Source organism: Kitasatospora atroaurantiaca, from assembly GCF_007828955.1.
Taxonomy (GTDB): domain Bacteria; phylum Actinomycetota; class Actinomycetes; order Streptomycetales; family Streptomycetaceae; genus Kitasatospora; species Kitasatospora atroaurantiaca.
Genome location: NZ_VIVR01000001.1, coordinates 4,909,143 through 4,925,465 on the forward strand (window position 1 = coordinate 4,909,143; position 16,323 = coordinate 4,925,465).

A 16,323-nucleotide genomic window follows, 5' to 3' on the forward strand; every position below is an offset into this window, starting at 1 on the left:
AACCGCCCTCTTCCGCTTCCTTTTGGGATGGTGGACAGCGGGGATTAAGGCTACGCCTCTGACCAGTGATCGCGCAGTCCCCGGGGGTCAGGCGTCGTCCAGATCACAGTCCTGACCTGCAATATGGCCGAAAACAAGCGTTAGAAAGCTCGACCGGCGGGGAAGCGATCGACTCCACTGTGGGGGCAAATCCCTACAATTTCGGACAATATCGCAGGTTGAGGTCGCTGTCGAACACCTGACGGAGTCCTGACGCTCGCTATGTCCCAGTTGTGTGACAACTACACGCGCACAGGAGTCTCGCCCGGGAGTACCACTTCGATCCGGCAGCCGTGTGCCGACTCCGCGACCCGGATCTCGCCGCCGTGCAGGTCGACGGCCCAGCGGGCGATGGCCAGACCGAGGCCAGTGCCGCCGTCGCTGCCCGGGCCCTGGGCGGTCGCCGTACCGCTGCGGCCGAAGCGTTCGAACACCCGGCTGCGGTCCTGCACGGGGATGCCCGGGCCCTGGTCCTCGACCTCCAGCAGCAGGGCGCCCGGCTCGTCGCCGGGACGCGCGCGCACCGTCACGGTGCCGCCGGCGGGGGAGTGCTTGCAGGCGTTGTCGACCAGGTTGGCGACCACCTGGTGCAGCCGCTCGGGGTCCGCGACGCCGGTCAGGCCGGCCGGGCGGACCTCCAGCTGCAGGTGCACGTCGCCGCGCCGCCCGTACGCGCCGCCGGCCGTCGCGCCGTCCACGCTGACGCCGCGCAGCACGCCGTCCAGGAAGGGCCGCACCTCGAAGGGCCGGGCGTCCAGCGGGACGACGCCGTCGTCCAGCTTGGAGAGGTCGAGCAGGTGGGTGACCAGGCGGCCGAGCCGCTCGGTCTGCTCCAGGGCGGCGCCGAGGGTCCTGGGGTTGGGCTGGACGACGCCGTCCACCACGTTCTCGAGCACGGCGCGCAGCGCGGCGATCGGCGTGCGCAGCTCGTGCGAGACGTTGGCCACCAGTTCCCGGCGGTGCCGGTCGGAGGCTTCCAGGTCGGCGGCCATCCGGTTGAAGGTCGCGGCCAGCTCGCCGATCTCGTCGCGGGAGGAGACCTCCACCCGGCGGCTGTAGTCGCCACCGGCCATCGCGCGGGCGGCGGCGGTCATGTCGCGCAGCGGGGCGGTCAGCCCGTGCGCCAGGAACTGCATGAAGAGCAGCGAGGCGATCATCGAGAAGATCATGATGATCCGGATCTGGGTCTCGGACCGGATCGCGACCACCACCATGCCGGTGGCGAGGAAGACCGAGACGATCACCAGCAGGGTGAGCTTGCCCTTGATCGACCGGACCGGATCGAGCGGGCGGATGTCGGCCCAGACGCGGCTCGCGGCGCGCTTGGCCAGGCCTCGGCGCGGGCGCTCGCCCGCGGTGTCCCCGTTGCGTTGCTGTGGAAAGGTCATGTCGCCTCTGAGTCGTCCCCCGACGGTGCTGCGACGTGACACGTCAAGGCGTTGGGCCCCCCGGAGGCCCAAGCCCTCGGTGCCACTAGGAGAGCGGTGCCTCCAGGGCGTACCCGACGCCGTGCACCGTACGGATCCAGCTCGCGCCGATCTTCCGGCGCAGCGCCTTCACGTGGCTGTCGACCGTGCGGGTGCCCGAGGCGTCGGTCCAGTCCCAGACCTCGGCGAGCAGCTGCTCACGGGTGAGCACCGCGCGCGGCTGGGCGGCCAGGCAGGCCAGCAGGTCGAACTCGGTCGGCGTCAGGTGGACGTCGCCCGCACCGAGCCGCACCCGGCGCTGGACGTGGTCGATCTCCAGCTCGCCGAAGCGCAGCGAGCCGAGGGCGGGTGTCCTGGCCGCCTGCTGGGCGCGCTCGACGCGGCGCAGCAGGACGTTGACCCGGGCCGCGAGCTCGCGCATGGAGAACGGCTTGGTCATGTAGTCGTCCGCGCCGACCCCGAGGCCGACCAGCAGGTCCGTCTCGTCGTCGCGGGCGGTCAGCATCAGGACCGGCACCGGGCGCTGTGCCTGGATCCGGCGGCACACCTCCAGGCCGTCGAAGCCGGGGAGCATCACGTCGAGCACGACGAGATCCGGCTGCCAGGTGTGGAAGCCGTCCACCGCTCCCGGGCCGTCATGGGCCACGGCGACCTTGAAGCCCTCCGCGCCCAGCCGGGCCGCGATGGACTCGGCGATGGTGGGCTCGTCCTCGACGACGAGTACGCGTCGCTGTGTGCTCACCGCGTTGCTGCTGATGGTCTCTTGCTGAATCTCTGTCACGGTCACGCCACCGCCCCCAGGGCTGCGGGCCGGCTGCCTGTGGGGACAGCGGGCTCCGCTCGTAGTCGTCTTGTTCCGTCGTGGGCTGTGCCCGGCCCGCAGTCTCTGCGGGGTGCCGTCCGCCGTCGGCACCGGAGGGTGCGCAGGTGTGGGTCTGCGTACCGTTCCGCTCTCATCGCAGCGTACGGACACCGCGAGCATCCCGGCAGGTGAACCGGACATATCCGGCCTGGCGGCCGGTGCCGATCCCGTTGGGGACGGGGCACGGGGCGATACCTTACCCGGCAAAAATATCGACTGTATCTGTGCGTATGCGGCCGATGTGATGACAGACTCCTCAGCGGGGAGGCTACTTGTCCGTAAACAAAGGGTTGGTCCGGACCAAATATGAGAGCCGGTCGCGCCTGGCGGGGGTCCGATCTTCACAGGTCTTCCTCAGCCGGTTCTCAGGACCTCGACGTACCGTGGGCACGACAAGTCCCGGGGGAGCAGTGCGGCTGGGAGCGGAGGCGGAATGTCGGACACGCAGCGAGGTGGCCTCATGACGCGGCCCGTGCCGGCGCCGCCCTACGGCGGGCTCAGACACGGGCTCCGGGTCGGCGTGCTCGGCCGGCTGCTGGGGCTGGTCCCGACCCCGCGCCGGAACCCCTTCGCGCTCGGCTATCTCGCGGTGCTGCTCGGCACCACGCTGTTCTCGCGCTTCGCCGATCCGGAGCTGGTGCACCGGCTGCAGTCCCTGTCCAGCACGGACGTCCACAACCTGCTGCACTGCCCTCTCCCGGCCCTGCTGTTCAGCGGGCTCTGGGTGGCCGGGCCGGTCTGGATGCCGTACCTGTGGGCCTTTGCGCTCACCGTGGCGCCGCTGGAGCGCCGGGTCGGCGGATGGCGGGCGGCCGCGGTGTTCGCCGCCGGGCACGTGCTGGCCACCCTGCTCTCGCAGCTCGTCGTCGCGGTCACCGTGGCGGCCGGGCGGCTCGGCCCTGAAGCCCTGGACAACCTGGACATCGGCGTCAGCTACGGCGTGCTCGCCAGTCTGGGCGCGCTCGCCGGCCTGCTGCGCCCCCGGGGGCGGCTGCTGGCCCTGGCCGGGGCGGGCGGGCTGATCGGGCACCAGCTCCTGACCGACCAGGACCTGGTCACCAGTGTCGGCCACCCGGCGGCGCTGCTGATAGGCGTCTCGCTGTGGCGCTGGCTGCGGCGCGGGCCCGGGCGTCCGCTGCGGCTGCGCAGGCCGGCCGTGCGCCGGATGGCACCGTCGGAGGTGTGATCCGGGTCCCCTGAGAGGCGCCGCCGGCAGGTGAGCAGCCGATCAGGAATGGGCATCCCAGGGGCGCGGGGAACTGCGCGAGGCGGTAGGGCACAGGTCGTCGCCTTCCGATCTCGCGCAGTTCCTCGCGCCGCTGGTTCTGCGGCGGAGCCTCTCAGGGCTGATCGCTCAGGGCGAACGTGACCGGGGGAACAACCGGCGCCTCCCAATCCTTAGTCAGGTCAACTCAACTTCACTGACTGGGGAGAGATCATGGCATCGACGTCCACACCGCTCACCCTGCCCGTGCTGCCGCTCGACGACGAGGTGGTGCTGCCGGGCATGGTGGTGCCGCTGGACCTGTCCGACACCGAGGTGCGCGCCGCCGTCGAGGCAGCCAGGGCGGCCGCCTCCGGTGCGGCCAAGCCCCAGGTCCTGCTGGTGCCGCGGCTGGACGGCTCGTACGCCGCCGTCGGCACCCTGGCCACCGTGGAGCAGGTCGGCCGGCTCGCGGACGGCGACCCGGCGGCCCTGGTCCGGGCCGTCCGCCGGGTCCGGATCGGCGCCGGCACCACCGGACCGGGCGCCGCGCTCTGGGTCGAGACCAGCGCGTTCCGCGAGTCCTCGGTGGGCCTGCCGGTGGCCGGCCGGGCGCTGGAGCTGGTCAAGGAGTACAAGGCGCTCTCCACCCAGTGGCTGCGCAAGCGCGGCGCCTGGCAGATCGTCGACCGGGTGGCCCAGATCGAGGGCGTCGGCGAACTCGCCGACAACATCGGCTACGCCCCGTTCGCCACCGCCGAGCAGAAGCTCAAGGTGCTGCTGGAGGCCGACCAGTCGGCCCGGCTCGAGTACGCCCTGCAGCTGCTCCGCGACCACCTCGCCGAGGAGGAGGTCAACGACACCATCCGCAAGGACGTCGAGGAGGGCGTGGCCAAGCAGCAGAAGGAGTTCCTGCTCCGCCGCCAGCTGGAGGCGGTCCGCAAGGAGCTCGCCGAGCTGAACGGCGAGCCGGCCGACGAGGAGGGCGACTACCGGGCCCGGGTCGAGGCCGCCGACCTCCCGGAGAAGGTGCGGGAGGCCGCGCTCAAGGAGGTCGACAAGCTCGAGCGCTCCTCGGACCAGTCGCCCGAGGGCTCCTGGATCCGCACCTGGCTGGACACCGTCCTCGAGCTGCCCTGGAACGAGCGGACCGAGGACTCCTACGACATCACCGGTGCCCGTGCGGTGCTGGACGCCGACCACTCGGGCCTCGCCGACGTGAAGGACCGGATCGTCGAGTACCTCGCGGTGCGCAAGCGGCGCGAGGAGCAGGGGCTCGGGCAGGTCGGCGGGCGCCGTGGCGGTGCGGTGCTGGCCCTGGTCGGCCCGCCCGGGGTCGGCAAGACCTCGCTCGGCGAGTCGGTGGCGCGCGCGATGGGGCGCACGTTCGTCCGGGTGGCGCTCGGCGGCGTACGTGACGAGGCGGAGATCCGCGGCCACCGGCGCACGTACGTCGGCGCACTCCCCGGCCGGATCGTTCGCGCCATCAAGGAGGCCGGGTCGATGAACCCGGTGGTGCTGCTCGACGAGATCGACAAGGTCGGCTCGGACTACCGGGGCGACCCGGCGGCGGCCCTGCTCGAGGTGCTGGACCCGGCGCAGAACCACACCTTCCGAGACCATTACCTGGAGGTCGAGCTCGACCTCTCCGACGTGGTCTTCCTGGCGACGGCGAACGTGCTGGAGGCCATCCCCGAGCCGCTGCTCGACCGGATGGAGCTGGTCCGCCTCGACGGCTACACCGAGGACGAGAAGGTCGTCATCGCCCGCGACCACCTGCTGCCGCGACAGCTGGAGCGGGCAGGCCTGAAGGCCGACGAGGTCGCGGTGGACGAGCTCGCGCTGCGCAGGCTCGCCGGCGAGTACACCCGCGAGGCGGGCGTCCGGAACCTGGAGCGCTCGATCGCCCGCATCCTGCGGAAGATCGCCGCGCAGAACGAGCTGGGCGAGCGGGAGCTGCCCGCCGCGATCGGCCCGGACGAGCTGCGGGCGCTGATCGGGCGGCCGCACCACGTCCCCGAGTCGGCGCAGGAGCCGGCCGAGCGGCGCACCGCCGTCCCCGGCGTGGCCACCGGGCTGGCGGTCACCGGCGCGGGCGGCGACGTCCTCTACATCGAGGCCTCGCTGGCGGACGCCGAGACCGGCTCCACCGGGCTCACCCTCACCGGGCAGCTGGGCGACGTGATGAAGGAGTCCGCGCACATCGCGCTCTCCTACCTGCGCTCGCGCGGCGCCGAGCTGGAGCTGCCGGTCACCGGCCTGCGGGACCGCGGCATCCACCTGCACGTCCCCGCCGGAGCCGTCCCCAAGGACGGGCCGAGCGCCGGCATCACCATGACCACCGCGCTGGCCTCGCTGCTCTCGGGGCGCAAGGTCCGTACGGACGTGGCGATGACGGGCGAGGTCTCGCTGACCGGGCGGGTCCTGCCGATCGGCGGGGTGAAGCAGAAGCTGCTCGCCGCCGACCGGGCCGGGATCACCACGGTGGTCATCCCCAAGCGCAACGAGCCCGACCTGGACGACGTCCCGGCCGAGGTGCTGGAGCGGCTGACGGTGCACCCGGTGGCCGACGTACGGGAGGTGCTGAGGCTGGCCCTGGAGCCGGCGGAGGTCCTGGTGGCCGCGTGAACCCATCAGGGGCGCGGAGGGCACCCCCCGCGCCCCTGGGGTCGGCGCCTCTCGCAGTGCGAGACGCTCTTGTGAGAATATTCGTCAGCACGCCACCATGGGTGCCATCCTCTACCTCTATTACTATGCCGAGGTCGAACGGGAGAGCGGCGGAGTGGTGCTCCAGGGCACGGCCACCGAGGGCGCGCGGATAAGCGTTCGGTAGTACCCCCCGCGGGGGTCTCCCGAATACCACCGCGAAACCTTCGCATGCCACACTGCCGGAATGCCGTCACCTACTCAGAAGGCGCTGGCCCGAGTCCCGGGCCGACTGCGTCCGTTCCTGGTGCAGCACCGCAAGCTGGTGAAGTTCCTCCTGGTTGGCGGCACCTGCTTCCTGCTGACCATGGCCATCAACTTCGGCCTCAAGCTCACGGTCCTGCACGCCAAGCCGGTGGTCGCGCTGACCATCGCCACCGTGATCGCGACCGTCGTGTCGTACATCCTGAACCGGCAGTGGTCGTTCCGGACCAACGGCAGACACCGCGAGGCGGTGCTGTTCGCCGTGGTCAGCGCGCTGGCGGTGCTGGTGAACGACGCGCCGCTGGTGGTCTCGCGGTACGTCCTGGACCTGCGCGAGCCCGACGTCAGCTCGTTCACCCAGGAGGTCGCCGACTTCCTCAGCGGGATGATCATCGGGACACTGCTCGCCATGGTCTTCCGGTACTGGGCCATGCAGCGCTGGGTCTTCGTCCACCGCGAGGCACCGGTCGAGCAGCCGCAGCCCGAGCACGTGTGACCGGGGTGGGCCTTCCAGGGCCCACCCCTTTCTTGTGCGGACGCCCTTGCTTCAGACGCCCAGCAGGTGGTCCATCGCCAACTGGTCGAGCTGCTCGAAGGCCATACCCCGACGGGCCGCCGCCTCGATGTCGAACTCCTCGAAGGCGCAGCGGTCGGTGAGCAGTGCAGCGAGGCCGTCCTGTGCGGTGGGCAGTGCCAGCTCGTCCAGCCTGGCCGCCCGCAGCGCCTCCTGGACGGCCGGGTCGGCGCGGAAGGCCAGCGCCTTCTGCTTGAGCACCAGATAGTTGTGCATGCAGGCCGCCGCCGAGGCCCAGACGCCGTCGATGTCCTCGGTGCGCGGCGGCTTGAAGTCGAAGTGGCGCGGGCCGTCGTAGCCGGCGCTCTCCAGCAGGTCCACCAGCCAGAACGCGCTGCGCAGGTCGCCGGCGCCGAAGCGCAGGTCCTGGTCGTACTTGATGCCCGACTGGCCGTTCAGGTCGATGTGGAAGAGCTTGCCGTGCCACAGGGCCTGCGCGATGCCGTGGGTGAAGTTCAGGCCCGCCATCTGCTCATGGCCCACCTCGGGGTTGAGGCCCACCCGGTCGGGGCGCTCGAGCGAGTTGATGAAGGCCAGCGCGTGGCCGACGGTCGGCAGCAGGATGTCGCCGCGCGGCTCGTTGGGCTTGGGCTCGATCGCGAAGCGCAGGTCGTAGCCCTGGCTCTCGACGTACTCGCCGAGCAGGTCGAAGGCCTCCTTCAGCCGGTCCAGCGCCACCCGGACGTCCTTGGACGCGCCGTGTTCCGAGCCCTCGCGGCCGCCCCAGGCGACGTAGGTGGTCGCGCCCAGCTCGACGGCGAGGTCGATGTTGCGGATGGTCTTGCGCAGCGCGTACCGGCGGACGTCGCGGTCGTTGGCGGTGAAGGCGCCGTCCTTGAAGACCGGGTGGGTGAAGAGGTTGGTGGTGGCCATCGGCACCTTGAGGCCGGTGACGTCCAGCGCCTGCCGGAAGCGCTTGACCGCCGTCTCGCGCTCGGCCTCGGAGGCGCCGAAGGGGATCAGGTCGTCGTCGTGGAAGGTGACGCCGTACGCGCCCAGATCGGCCAGCCGGGTGACGGTCTCGACCGGGTCCAGGGCCGGACGGGTGGCGTCACCGAAGGGATCGCGGCCCTGCCAGCCGACGGTCCACAGGCCGAAGGTGAACTTGTCGGAGGGGACGGGGGTGGGCATGGGCAGCTCCTCTATTCGTCATGGCAGAAAACAAACTAATATCCGTCCGCACCGTTGGGAAGGCCCGGTGCGAGGCGAAGGAGGGTGCGGCATGGCTGCAGCGCGGCGGATCGTCATCGGGGTGGACAGCTCGACCCAGGCCACCAAGGCCCTCGCGGTCGACGCGGACACCGGCGAGGTGCTGGGCGAGGGACGGGCCGCGCACCTGGTGAGCGGGGTCGGCGGGGCCCGCGAGAGCGACCCGGAGGCATGGTGGCGGGCCCTGCTGGACGCCGTGGCCGCCACCGGCCACGCGGCGGCGGCCGAGGCGGTCTCGGTCGCCGGCCAACAGCACGGACTGGTCGCCCTGGACGCCGGCGGCAGCCCGGTGCACCCGGCGCTGCTGTGGAACGACACCCGTTCCGCCGGGCAGGCGGCGGCGCTGGTCGGGGCGCTCGGCCGGGAGGAGTGGGCGCGCCGGACGGGCAGCGTGCCGGGCGCCTCGTTCACCGTCACCAAGTGGGCCTGGCTGCGCGAGCACGGGCTCGCGGACGCGGTGACGGCGGTACGGCTGCCGCACGACTACCTCACCGAACGGCTGACGGGCCGTCCGGTCACCGAGCGCAGCGACGTCTCGGGCACCGGCTGGTGGGGCGAGGGCGGCTACGACGAGGAGATCCTCGAGCTGGTCGGGCTCGAACGCTCGTACCTGCCGGAGGTCGTGGCGCCGGGAGCGGCGGCGGGCGAGGTGCGCGGCGAGGCCGGCGGGCTGCGGCCGGGCACGCCCGTCGCGGTGGGGGCAGGGGACAACGCGGCGGCGGCGCTCGGGCTCGGGCTGACGTACGGTCAGCCGGTCGTCTCGCTGGGGACCTCGGGCACCGCGTACGCCGTCACGCGCGGTCGGCCGGCCGACCCGAGCGGGGTGGTGGCCGGGTTCGCGGCGGCTCATGGCGGCTGGCTGCCACTGGCCTGCACGCTCAACTGCACGCTCGCCGTCGACCGGGTGGCCGCCCTGCTCGGCCGCGACCGGGAGGCCGTCGAGCCGGGTGGCAGCGCGGTGATGCTGCCGTTCCTGGACGGCGAGCGCACCCCCGACCTGCCGTACGCCTCCGGGCTGGTGCACGGCCTGCGGCACGACACCACCGCGGGCCAGCTGCTGCAGGCGGCGTACGACGGCGCGGCCTACGCACTGCTGGGGGCACTGGACGAGGTGCTGCGCGCCGGAGCTGAGGAAGCGTCGGACGCGCCGCTGCTGCTGATCGGCGGCGGGGCGAAGGGGCGGGCCTGGCGGGAGACGGTCCGCCGGCTGTCCGGGCGGGCGGTGCAGGTGCCGGCGGCGGGCGAGCTGGTGGCGCTGGGGGCGGCGGCGCAGGCCGCGGGGCTTCTGACCGGAGAGGACCCGGCGGCCGTCGCCCGACGCTGGGGCACGGCGGCCGGGCCGGTGCTCGAGCCGGTGGCCCGGGACGAGGCGGCGCTCGCGCGGATCGCGTCGACGCTCGCGGAGGGCGCGGGGCTGCTGGGGCGGGGCTGACGGTTCGTCGGCGCGACGCGGCGCGGAAAGGCCGCCGGAACAGACGACGGCTACGCTGCAAGCGTCCGACCGGCTGTTCGACCGGTCCAGAGTCGGGGTGACGAACATGCGGGAGACGGACGTGCGGCGGGCCGGGCCCGCGAGCCAGCAGGGCATGCGCTGGGCCAACCTGGCCCTCGTCCTGGGGGAGATCGCGGCCGAACCGCGCTCCCGGGCCGAGGTCGCGGCGGCCACCGGGCTCACCCGGGCGGCGGTCTCCTCCCTGGTGGAGGAGCTGCTGGCGGCCGGGCTGCTCACCGAACCCGGCCCTGCGGTGCCGAGCGGCCGGGTGGGTCGGCCGGGCACCGCGCTGGCGCTCAATCCGGAGGGGCCCGGCGGTGTGGGAGCCGAGGTCGGGGTGGAGCACCTGGCGGCCTGCGTGGTGGACCTGCGCGGGGAGGTGCGGAGCTGGCACCGGGTCGAGGTCTGCAACCGGGGCCGCGCGTCGGCCGCCGTCCTGGCCGAGCTCGCCGGGCTGCTGCGCCGCGCCGCCGAGGACGCGGGCCTGCGAACGGCAGGGCTGACGCTGGCCGTTCCCGGACTGGTCGGGGCGGCCGAGGGAGTGGTGGAACGGGCCGCCAACCTGGGGTGGTCGGGCGTGCCGGCCGCTGCCGAACTGAGACTGGCGCTGCGGGCGGCCGGCGCGGGCGAACTCGCAGCGCTGCCGATCGAGGTGGACAACGAGGCCAACCTGGGCGGCCTCGCCGAGCTCTGGCTGGGTGGCAGACCCGCCGACTTCATCCACCTCTCGGCCGAGGCGGGCATCGGCTCGGCGATCGTGGTCGGCGGGCGGCTGCTGCGAGGGGCGCGCGGCTTCGCGGGCGAGCTGGGTCACGTTCCCGTGCGCCCGGACGGACCCGAGTGCGCCTGTGGGGCACGCGGCTGCCTGGAGCAGTACGCGGGCGAGTCGGCGGTGCTGCGGGCGGCGGGCCTGGAGGGCGTACGCGGCGACTGGGTCGCGCTGCTCGCCGAGCGGGCGGCGGCCGGGGACGCGGCCGTACGGGAGGCGCTGGCCGAGGCCGGGGCGGCGCTCGGCATCGCGGCGGCCGGGGCGGTCAACCTGCTGGACCCGGCGGAGCTCGTCCTGGGCGGGGGGTACGCGGAGCTGGGGGAGTGGCTGCTGCCGGCGATGCGGGCGGAGCTGCGTGGGCGCGTGACGGTGCGGCCGTGGTCGGACGAGTGGCTGACCGTGTCGCGGCTCGGACGGCGGGGGCCGCTGCTGGGCGCGGCGGTCGGCGTGGTCCGGGCCATCATCGCCGACCCGGGACGCTTCGCCACGGCCGACCAGTAGGGCATCCCCAGGGGCGCGGGGAACTGCGCGGGTTCGGAAGGCTGGGGCCTGCGGTCTTCCGTTTCGCGCAGTTCCTCGCGCCCCTGTTGTGGTTGTCCGGTTGCCTATGGGAGGCGGTGGGCGGCCGATCAGGTTTGGGTATCCCCAGGGGCGCGGGGACCTGCGCGAAACGGCAGGGCACGGGTCGTCACCTTCCGATCTCGCGCAGTTCCTCGCGCCCCAACGGTGGTTACTCGGCTGCCTGGCCGACCCGCAGAGCCGGGGCCTCGACGGGGACCGCCTCGCGGCCGCTGCGCGGCCTGCGGATCACGGCGGCCATGGTGACGGCGATGCCGACCGCGGCCCACGCGGCCAGCACCAGCAGGGGCACGGCGATGTTGGTGCCGCCGAAGTAGGCGATCGACCGGGCGACGTCGGTGCCCGCGCCGTTCGGGATCCAGGCGCCGATCGCCCGCCAGAACGGCGGCATCATCGGTGGCGGGAAGACGCCACCCGCACTCGGATTGCCGAGCACCACGAAGATCAGTACAGCCAGCCCGATGCCGACGATGTCGAAGAGGCATTCCAGCGCCATGGTGATCGTCCCGACCGCGAACACCACCAGGCTGCCCAGACCGATCAGCCCCCAGATGGAGCCGGGCAGCGCGCCCAGGATCGGCCCGATGATCAGCGCACCGCCGATGCCCGCCGCGACGGAGTACAGCGCCAGTGTGCCCAGCCGGATCAGCGCCCGGTCACGGTTGGCGGGCCGGGCGCCGGCGCTGATGCCGAGGATCGAGGCGACCAGATAGCCACCGACGCACCAGCCGACCACGAGGTAGAAGGAGGAGAGCCCCTCCGCATCGCCCTTGGCCAGCGGGATGACGTCCTCGACCTTGACCGTCCGTCCCTGCGACTTGTCCAGCGCGGTGACGATCCTCTCGGCCGCCGTCGCCGCCGCCGGCCCGCGCGCCTCGGCGACCAGCAGGGTGTCCTCGGTGCCCGCCGGGTCGACGACCAGCGCCGCGTAGATCTTCTGGTCGTTCATCCGCGCGAGGGCGTCCGCCCGGTCGGTGGCGGTGACGGCCTTGACCGCGTCGTCCGGTACGGACTCCAGCGCGGCCACCAGCTTCGGGCTGACCTGTGGCGGGGCCACGACGGCGATGGAGAGCTGGTGCGGGGTGGGGTGGTGCAGGGCGCCGACGTACGAGGTGATGAAGCCGAGCTGCAGCAGCAGGACGGCGATCACCAGCATCGCGGCGCGTGGTGTCACGGCGTCCTTCAGTTCTGCGATGAGTCCCTGACCCTGGCCGGCCATCCAACATCTCCTCAGATTTAGGGGCAGAACGGATACTTCATATCATGAAACAGTTTCCGTTCGATGAAGCAGCGGGCTGCGGGATACTGACGCCATGAGCGACGAGACTGCGGCCGAGGAGGCCTTCCTGGCTGTGGAGCGCGAGGTCGCGCTGCTGTTCCGGCGGGGGCGGGCGCGGGCCGGTGACATGTCCCGGCGGGTGCACCCGCAGCTGGAGGGTGTCGCGTACAGCATGCTCGGGTTCATCGAGGAGTCCGGCCGGGTGCGGTCGACCGACATCGGCCTGCACTTCGGTGTGGGCAAGGCCACCATCAGCCGGCAGATCAAGGTGCTGGAGGGGCTGGGTCTGGTGGCCCGCGAGGTGGACCCGCTGGACCGCCGCTCCTCGCTGGTCTCGCTCACCCCGGACGGCGCGGCGCGGTTCCTGCGCGCCCGGGACGGGCGGATGGCGCGGTTCCGTGCGCTGATGGCCACCTGGGAGACGGCGGACGTGGAGCAGTTCGCCGACCTGCTGCAGCGCTTCAACGAGCTGACCGGCGAGCCCGTCGACGCCTGAGCGAGGCCTGCAGCCCAGGCTTTACTTCGACTTGAAGAATGTTGCCTAAGTCAACTATCTCGTTTTATGGTTGCCCAAGGCAACGAAATTCAAGCCGAAGGACCCAGATGACCGACACGCCGACCGCCCCCATGACCCATCGTCAAGTACTCGAAGCCCTGTCCGGTCTGCTCCTCGGCCTGTTCGTGGCGGTGCTCTCCTCGACCGTCGTCTCCAACGCCCTGCCCCGCATCCTCACCGACCTGCACGGCGGCGAGTCGGCGTACACCTGGGTGATCACCGCCGCGCTGCTCTCGCTCACCGCGTCCACCCCGATCTGGGGCAAGCTCTCCGACCTGGTCAGCAAGAAGCTGCTGGTCCAGATCGCGCTGGTGATCTACATCGCCTCGTCCGCGCTGGCCGGCCTCTCGCAGAACGCCGGGCAGCTGATCGCCTGCCGCGTTCTGCAGGGCATCGGCGCCGGCGGGGTGACCGCGCTCGCCCAGATCTGCCTGGCCGCGATGGTCCCGCCGCGCGAACGCGGACGGTACAGCGGCTACTTCGGCGCGGTCTTCGCGCTGGCCACCATCGGCGGCCCGCTGATCGGCGGCGTCATCGTGGACACGAGCTGGCTCGGCTGGCGCTGGTGCTTCTACGTCGGGATCCCGTTCTCGCTGATCGCCATCGCCGTCCTGCAGCGCACCCTCCACCTGCCCGTGGTGAAGCGGAAGGCGAAGATCGACTACCTCGGCGCGCTGCTGATCACCGCCTCCGTCAGCCTGCTGATGATCTGGATCAGTCTGGCCGGCAAGAACTACGACTGGCTCTCCTGGCAGACCGGCGCCATGGTCGGCGGCGGCCTCGCGCTGGCCGCGCTCTTCGTGCTCGCCGAGCGCCGGGCCGCCGAGCCGATCGTCCCGCCGGCCCTCTTCCGCCACCGCACCGTGACCCTCGCCGCCATCGCCAGCGTGCTGATCGGCGTCGGGATGTACGGCGCGACCACCTTCCTCAGCCAGTACTTCCAGCTGGCCCGGGAGAAGTCGCCGACCATGGCGGGCATCCTGACGCTGCCGATGATCCTGGGCCTGGCCGTTTCCTCCACCGTGGCCGGGAAGCTGATCACCAAGTACGGCCGCTGGAAGGGCTACCTGGTGGCGGGCACCTTCATGCTCGCGCTCGGCTTCGGCCTGCTCGGCGCGGTGCGGGACGACACCTCGTACGGGCTGCTGGCGCTCTACATGGCGGCGACCGGCATCGGCCTCGGGCTGACCATGCAGAACCTGGTGCTCGCGGTGCAGAACACCGTGCCCCGCCACGAGCTCGGCGCCGCCAGCTCGACGGTCACCTTCTTCCGCACCATGGGCGGGGCGATGGGCGTCTCGGCGCTCGGCGCCCTGCTGTCCGACCGGGTCACCCGCTACCTGACCGAGAACCTGGCGGCCGCCCGCCTCCCGGCCACGGGCGGGAGCCTCGGCGGGGGCGAGATCCCGGACCTGCACAAGCTGCCCGCGCCGCTCGTCCCACTGGTCACCGACGCCTTCGGGCACGGGGTGGCGACGGTGTTCCTGGTGGCCGCGCCCTTCGCGCTGCTGGCCTTCCTGGTGGTGCTGCTGATCCGCGAGGTGCCGCTGCGCACCGTCCAGGACGTGCCGGCGGAGCGGTCGCCGGAGCTGGTCAAGGACTGACGTACGGCTACGCCGAGAGGGCCGTGAAGCTCAGCGCTTCACGGCCCTCTCGGCGTAGGTGCGGGGTCAGCCCGCGATGAGCGAGAGCCCGTACAGCACGACGCCCGCGCAGGCGGCGAAGCAGACGGACGCGCCGGCCAGGGCCAGGTTGCCCTTGCCCGCGCCGTCGATGCCGGCCTTGTTGGCCTCCAGCGCCGCCTCGCGGCGGGAGAGGGCCAGGATGCCGAGGGCGAAGACCGCGACGGTGGCGACGGTGATGACGAAGCTGAAGCCGGCGGTCTGGGCCAGGGCGTTCCACTTGATGGTCATGGGTGATCCTTCCGGGCTCAGGCCGCGACGGTGGTCGAGGCGGGGGTGGGGGTCAGCGGGGCCGGGACGGGGGTGACCTCGACCGGGGTGACCTCGTTGACGTTGCCCGCGTGCACCGGCTGGCGGCGGGAGATGACCCACATCGCGCCCGAGCCGATCACCAGCGCGGCGCCGACCAGTGCGACACCCCAGGCACCCTGGTCCGCCAGGAAGGCGGCCGCGCCGGCCACCGTGGCGGCGGCGGGCAGGGTCAGGCCCCAGGTGTAGACCATGCGGCGGGCCAGGCTCCACTGCACCTGCTTCTTGGGGCCGCCGAGGCCGGCGCCCATGATGCCGCCCGAGCAGACCTGGGTGGTCGACAGGCCGTAGCCCATGTGCGAGGAGGTCAGGATGACCGTCGCGGCCGCGGTCTCCGAGGAGAAGCCCTGCGGCGGCTGGATGTCGACCAGGCCCTTGCCCATGGAGCGGATGATCCGCCAGCCGCCCATGTAGGTGCCGAGCGCGATCGCCGCACCGGCGCTGACGATGACCCAGGTGGGGGGCAGCGCATGCTTGGGCAGGGCGCCGACCGAGACCAGGGTCAGGGTGATGATGCCCATGGTCTTCTGCGCGTCGTTGGTGCCGTGGGCGAGCGAGATCAGCGAGGCCGAGAAGACCTGGCCGGTCTTGAAGCCCTTGTTGGTGGTCGCCTCGCGCCCGTTGCGGGTGAGCCGGTACGCCAGCTTGGTGGCGCCCCAGGCGGCCAGGCCGGCCACGATCGGGGAGGCGACGGCCGGGATGAGGATCTTGGAGAGCACGACGGCGAAGTTCACGCCGTGCAGTCCGACGCCGACGACGGTGGCACCGATCAGGCCGCCGTACAGCGCGTGCGAGGAGCTGGAGGGCAGACCCCGGAGCCAGGTGAGCAGGTTCCAGAGGATGGCGCCGGCCAACGCCGCGAAGATGATCGACGGTTGGAGGCCCGCCTTCTCGTTGACGATGCCGCCCGAGATGGTGGTGGCGACCTTCACGGAGAGGAAGGCGCCCGCGAAGTTGAGGACTGCGGCGACGGTGACCGCGACCTTGGGCTTGAAGGCCCCCGTGGCGATGGAGGTGGCCATCGCGTTGGCGGTGTCGTGGAACCCGTTGGTGAAGTCGAAGGCGAGCGCCGTGATGATCACAACGGCCACCAGGAACGTGATGTGTTCCATACCCAAACAATCGTCGTAGTTGTCGGACTGACGTTGGTGTCACGGGCGACCGTAGGGACGGTTGGTGAACGGAAGGTGAACTGGATCGGGATTCGCGGTTCGGATGGTGTCGTGAGGGTTGCGTGGAAACTGTGAAACCGTGGAGATTGAGCCCTTGAGCTGGCTGTTTGTCCGCTATGGTCCGCTTTGGTGCTGGTTTGTTGAGACCTGTCTCACAGTGCGTCTGAGACCGGGCTGAGAATTCGTCAGCCCTGGGGGATACCCCCTGTCTGGAGCCCGGCCCGCCATGGCAGGATCAAGCGGTAACGCCAGGCATTGAA

At 71.9% G+C, this 16,323-nt stretch carries 12 protein-coding genes and 1 pseudogene; 7 read left to right on the forward strand and 6 right to left on the reverse strand.

Annotation, left to right across the window (positions count from 1 at the left end):
- Positions 1-281: 281 nt before the first annotated feature.
- Positions 282-1,427, reverse strand: a complete 1,146-nt coding sequence (locus FB465_RS22470) for a sensor histidine kinase (RefSeq protein WP_145793214.1) — start codon at positions 1,425-1,427, stop codon at positions 282-284.
- An 85-nt stretch (positions 1,428-1,512) separates the two neighbouring features.
- Complete coding sequence (locus FB465_RS22475; protein WP_211785834.1) at positions 1,513-2,247, reverse strand: response regulator transcription factor; 735 nt, start codon at positions 2,245-2,247, stop codon at positions 1,513-1,515.
- A 541-nt stretch (positions 2,248-2,788) separates the two neighbouring features.
- On the opposite strand from FB465_RS22475, the gene FB465_RS22480 reads away from it, so the two are divergent.
- The 3 genes from FB465_RS22480 to FB465_RS22490 all read left to right on the forward strand — a co-directional run bounded on the left by FB465_RS22480 (position 2,789) and on the right by FB465_RS22490 (position 6,938).
- The gene (locus tag FB465_RS22480) at positions 2,789-3,514 is read left to right on the forward strand and encodes a rhomboid-like protein (protein ID WP_211785835.1); all 726 of its coding nucleotides are present in this window, start codon (positions 2,789-2,791) and stop codon (positions 3,512-3,514) included.
- 252 nt (positions 3,515-3,766) lie between these two features.
- A complete protein-coding gene (gene lon / locus FB465_RS22485) occupies positions 3,767-6,160 on the forward strand; it encodes an endopeptidase La (RefSeq protein WP_145793217.1) in 2,394 nt (797 codons plus the stop codon).
- 265 nt (positions 6,161-6,425) lie between these two features.
- On the forward strand, positions 6,426-6,938 hold the full coding sequence (locus FB465_RS22490; protein ID WP_145793219.1) for a GtrA family protein: 513 nt from the start codon (positions 6,426-6,428) through the stop codon (positions 6,936-6,938).
- Between the two features lie 51 nt (positions 6,939-6,989).
- Here the strand turns inward: FB465_RS22490 and xylA are convergent, their stop codons facing one another.
- Positions 6,990-8,147, reverse strand: a complete 1,158-nt coding sequence (gene xylA / locus FB465_RS22495; protein WP_145793221.1) for a xylose isomerase — start codon at positions 8,145-8,147, stop codon at positions 6,990-6,992.
- 91 nt (positions 8,148-8,238) lie between these two features.
- On the opposite strand from xylA, the gene xylB reads away from it, so the two are divergent.
- Complete coding sequence (gene xylB, locus FB465_RS22500) at positions 8,239-9,657, forward strand: xylulokinase (RefSeq protein ID WP_145793223.1); 1,419 nt, start codon at positions 8,239-8,241, stop codon at positions 9,655-9,657.
- 106 nt (positions 9,658-9,763) lie between these two features.
- Positions 9,764-10,987 (forward strand): ROK family transcriptional regulator, encoded by a 1,224-nt coding sequence (locus FB465_RS22505; RefSeq protein ID WP_145793225.1) that lies wholly within the window; start codon positions 9,764-9,766, stop codon positions 10,985-10,987.
- Positions 10,988-11,216: 229 nt separating this feature from the next.
- On the opposite strand, the gene FB465_RS22510 is transcribed toward FB465_RS22505, so the two are convergent.
- On the reverse strand, positions 11,217-12,284 hold the full coding sequence (locus FB465_RS22510) for a DUF3533 domain-containing protein (RefSeq protein WP_145793226.1): 1,068 nt from the start codon (positions 12,282-12,284) through the stop codon (positions 11,217-11,219).
- A gap of 94 nt (positions 12,285-12,378) precedes the next feature.
- Between FB465_RS22510 and FB465_RS22515 the strand changes: the two genes are divergently transcribed.
- Both FB465_RS22515 and FB465_RS22520 read left to right on the forward strand, forming a co-directional pair.
- A complete protein-coding gene (locus FB465_RS22515; RefSeq protein ID WP_145793228.1) occupies positions 12,379-12,840 on the forward strand; it encodes a MarR family winged helix-turn-helix transcriptional regulator in 462 nt (153 codons plus the stop codon).
- 131 nt (positions 12,841-12,971) lie between these two features.
- A pseudogene (locus FB465_RS22520) lies at positions 12,972-14,456 on the forward strand (MDR family MFS transporter); the annotation flags it as partial.
- 114 nt (positions 14,457-14,570) lie between these two features.
- Here the strand turns inward: FB465_RS22520 and FB465_RS22525 are convergent.
- A complete protein-coding gene (locus FB465_RS22525; RefSeq protein WP_145793231.1) occupies positions 14,571-14,813 on the reverse strand; it encodes a hypothetical protein in 243 nt (80 codons plus the stop codon).
- Positions 14,814-14,830: 17 nt separating this feature from the next.
- Positions 14,831-16,003 (reverse strand): inorganic phosphate transporter, encoded by a 1,173-nt coding sequence (locus tag FB465_RS22530; protein ID WP_145793233.1) that lies wholly within the window; start codon positions 16,001-16,003, stop codon positions 14,831-14,833.
- Between the last annotated feature and the right edge of the window lie 320 nt (positions 16,004-16,323).

Coding starts and splice junctions, on each gene's coding strand:
- FB465_RS22530 (WP_145793233.1), bottom strand. CDS start 16,003: ATGGAACACATCACGTTCCTGGTGGCCGTTGTGATCATCACGGCGCTC.
- xylB (WP_145793223.1), top strand. CDS start 8,239: ATGGCTGCAGCGCGGCGGATCGTCATCGGGGTGGACAGCTCGACCCAG.
- xylA (WP_145793221.1), bottom strand. CDS start 8,147: ATGCCCACCCCCGTCCCCTCCGACAAGTTCACCTTCGGCCTGTGGACC.
- FB465_RS22490 (WP_145793219.1), top strand. CDS start 6,426: ATGCCGTCACCTACTCAGAAGGCGCTGGCCCGAGTCCCGGGCCGACTG.
- FB465_RS22510 (WP_145793226.1), bottom strand. CDS start 12,284: ATGGCCGGCCAGGGTCAGGGACTCATCGCAGAACTGAAGGACGCCGTG.
- FB465_RS22515 (WP_145793228.1), top strand. CDS start 12,379: ATGAGCGACGAGACTGCGGCCGAGGAGGCCTTCCTGGCTGTGGAGCGC.
- FB465_RS22525 (WP_145793231.1), bottom strand. CDS start 14,813: ATGACCATCAAGTGGAACGCCCTGGCCCAGACCGCCGGCTTCAGCTTC.
- FB465_RS22470 (WP_145793214.1), bottom strand. CDS start 1,427: ATGACCTTTCCACAGCAACGCAACGGGGACACCGCGGGCGAGCGCCCG.
- FB465_RS22480 (WP_211785835.1), top strand. CDS start 2,789: ATGACGCGGCCCGTGCCGGCGCCGCCCTACGGCGGGCTCAGACACGGG.
- lon (WP_145793217.1), top strand. CDS start 3,767: ATGGCATCGACGTCCACACCGCTCACCCTGCCCGTGCTGCCGCTCGAC.
- FB465_RS22505 (WP_145793225.1), top strand. CDS start 9,764: ATGCGGGAGACGGACGTGCGGCGGGCCGGGCCCGCGAGCCAGCAGGGC.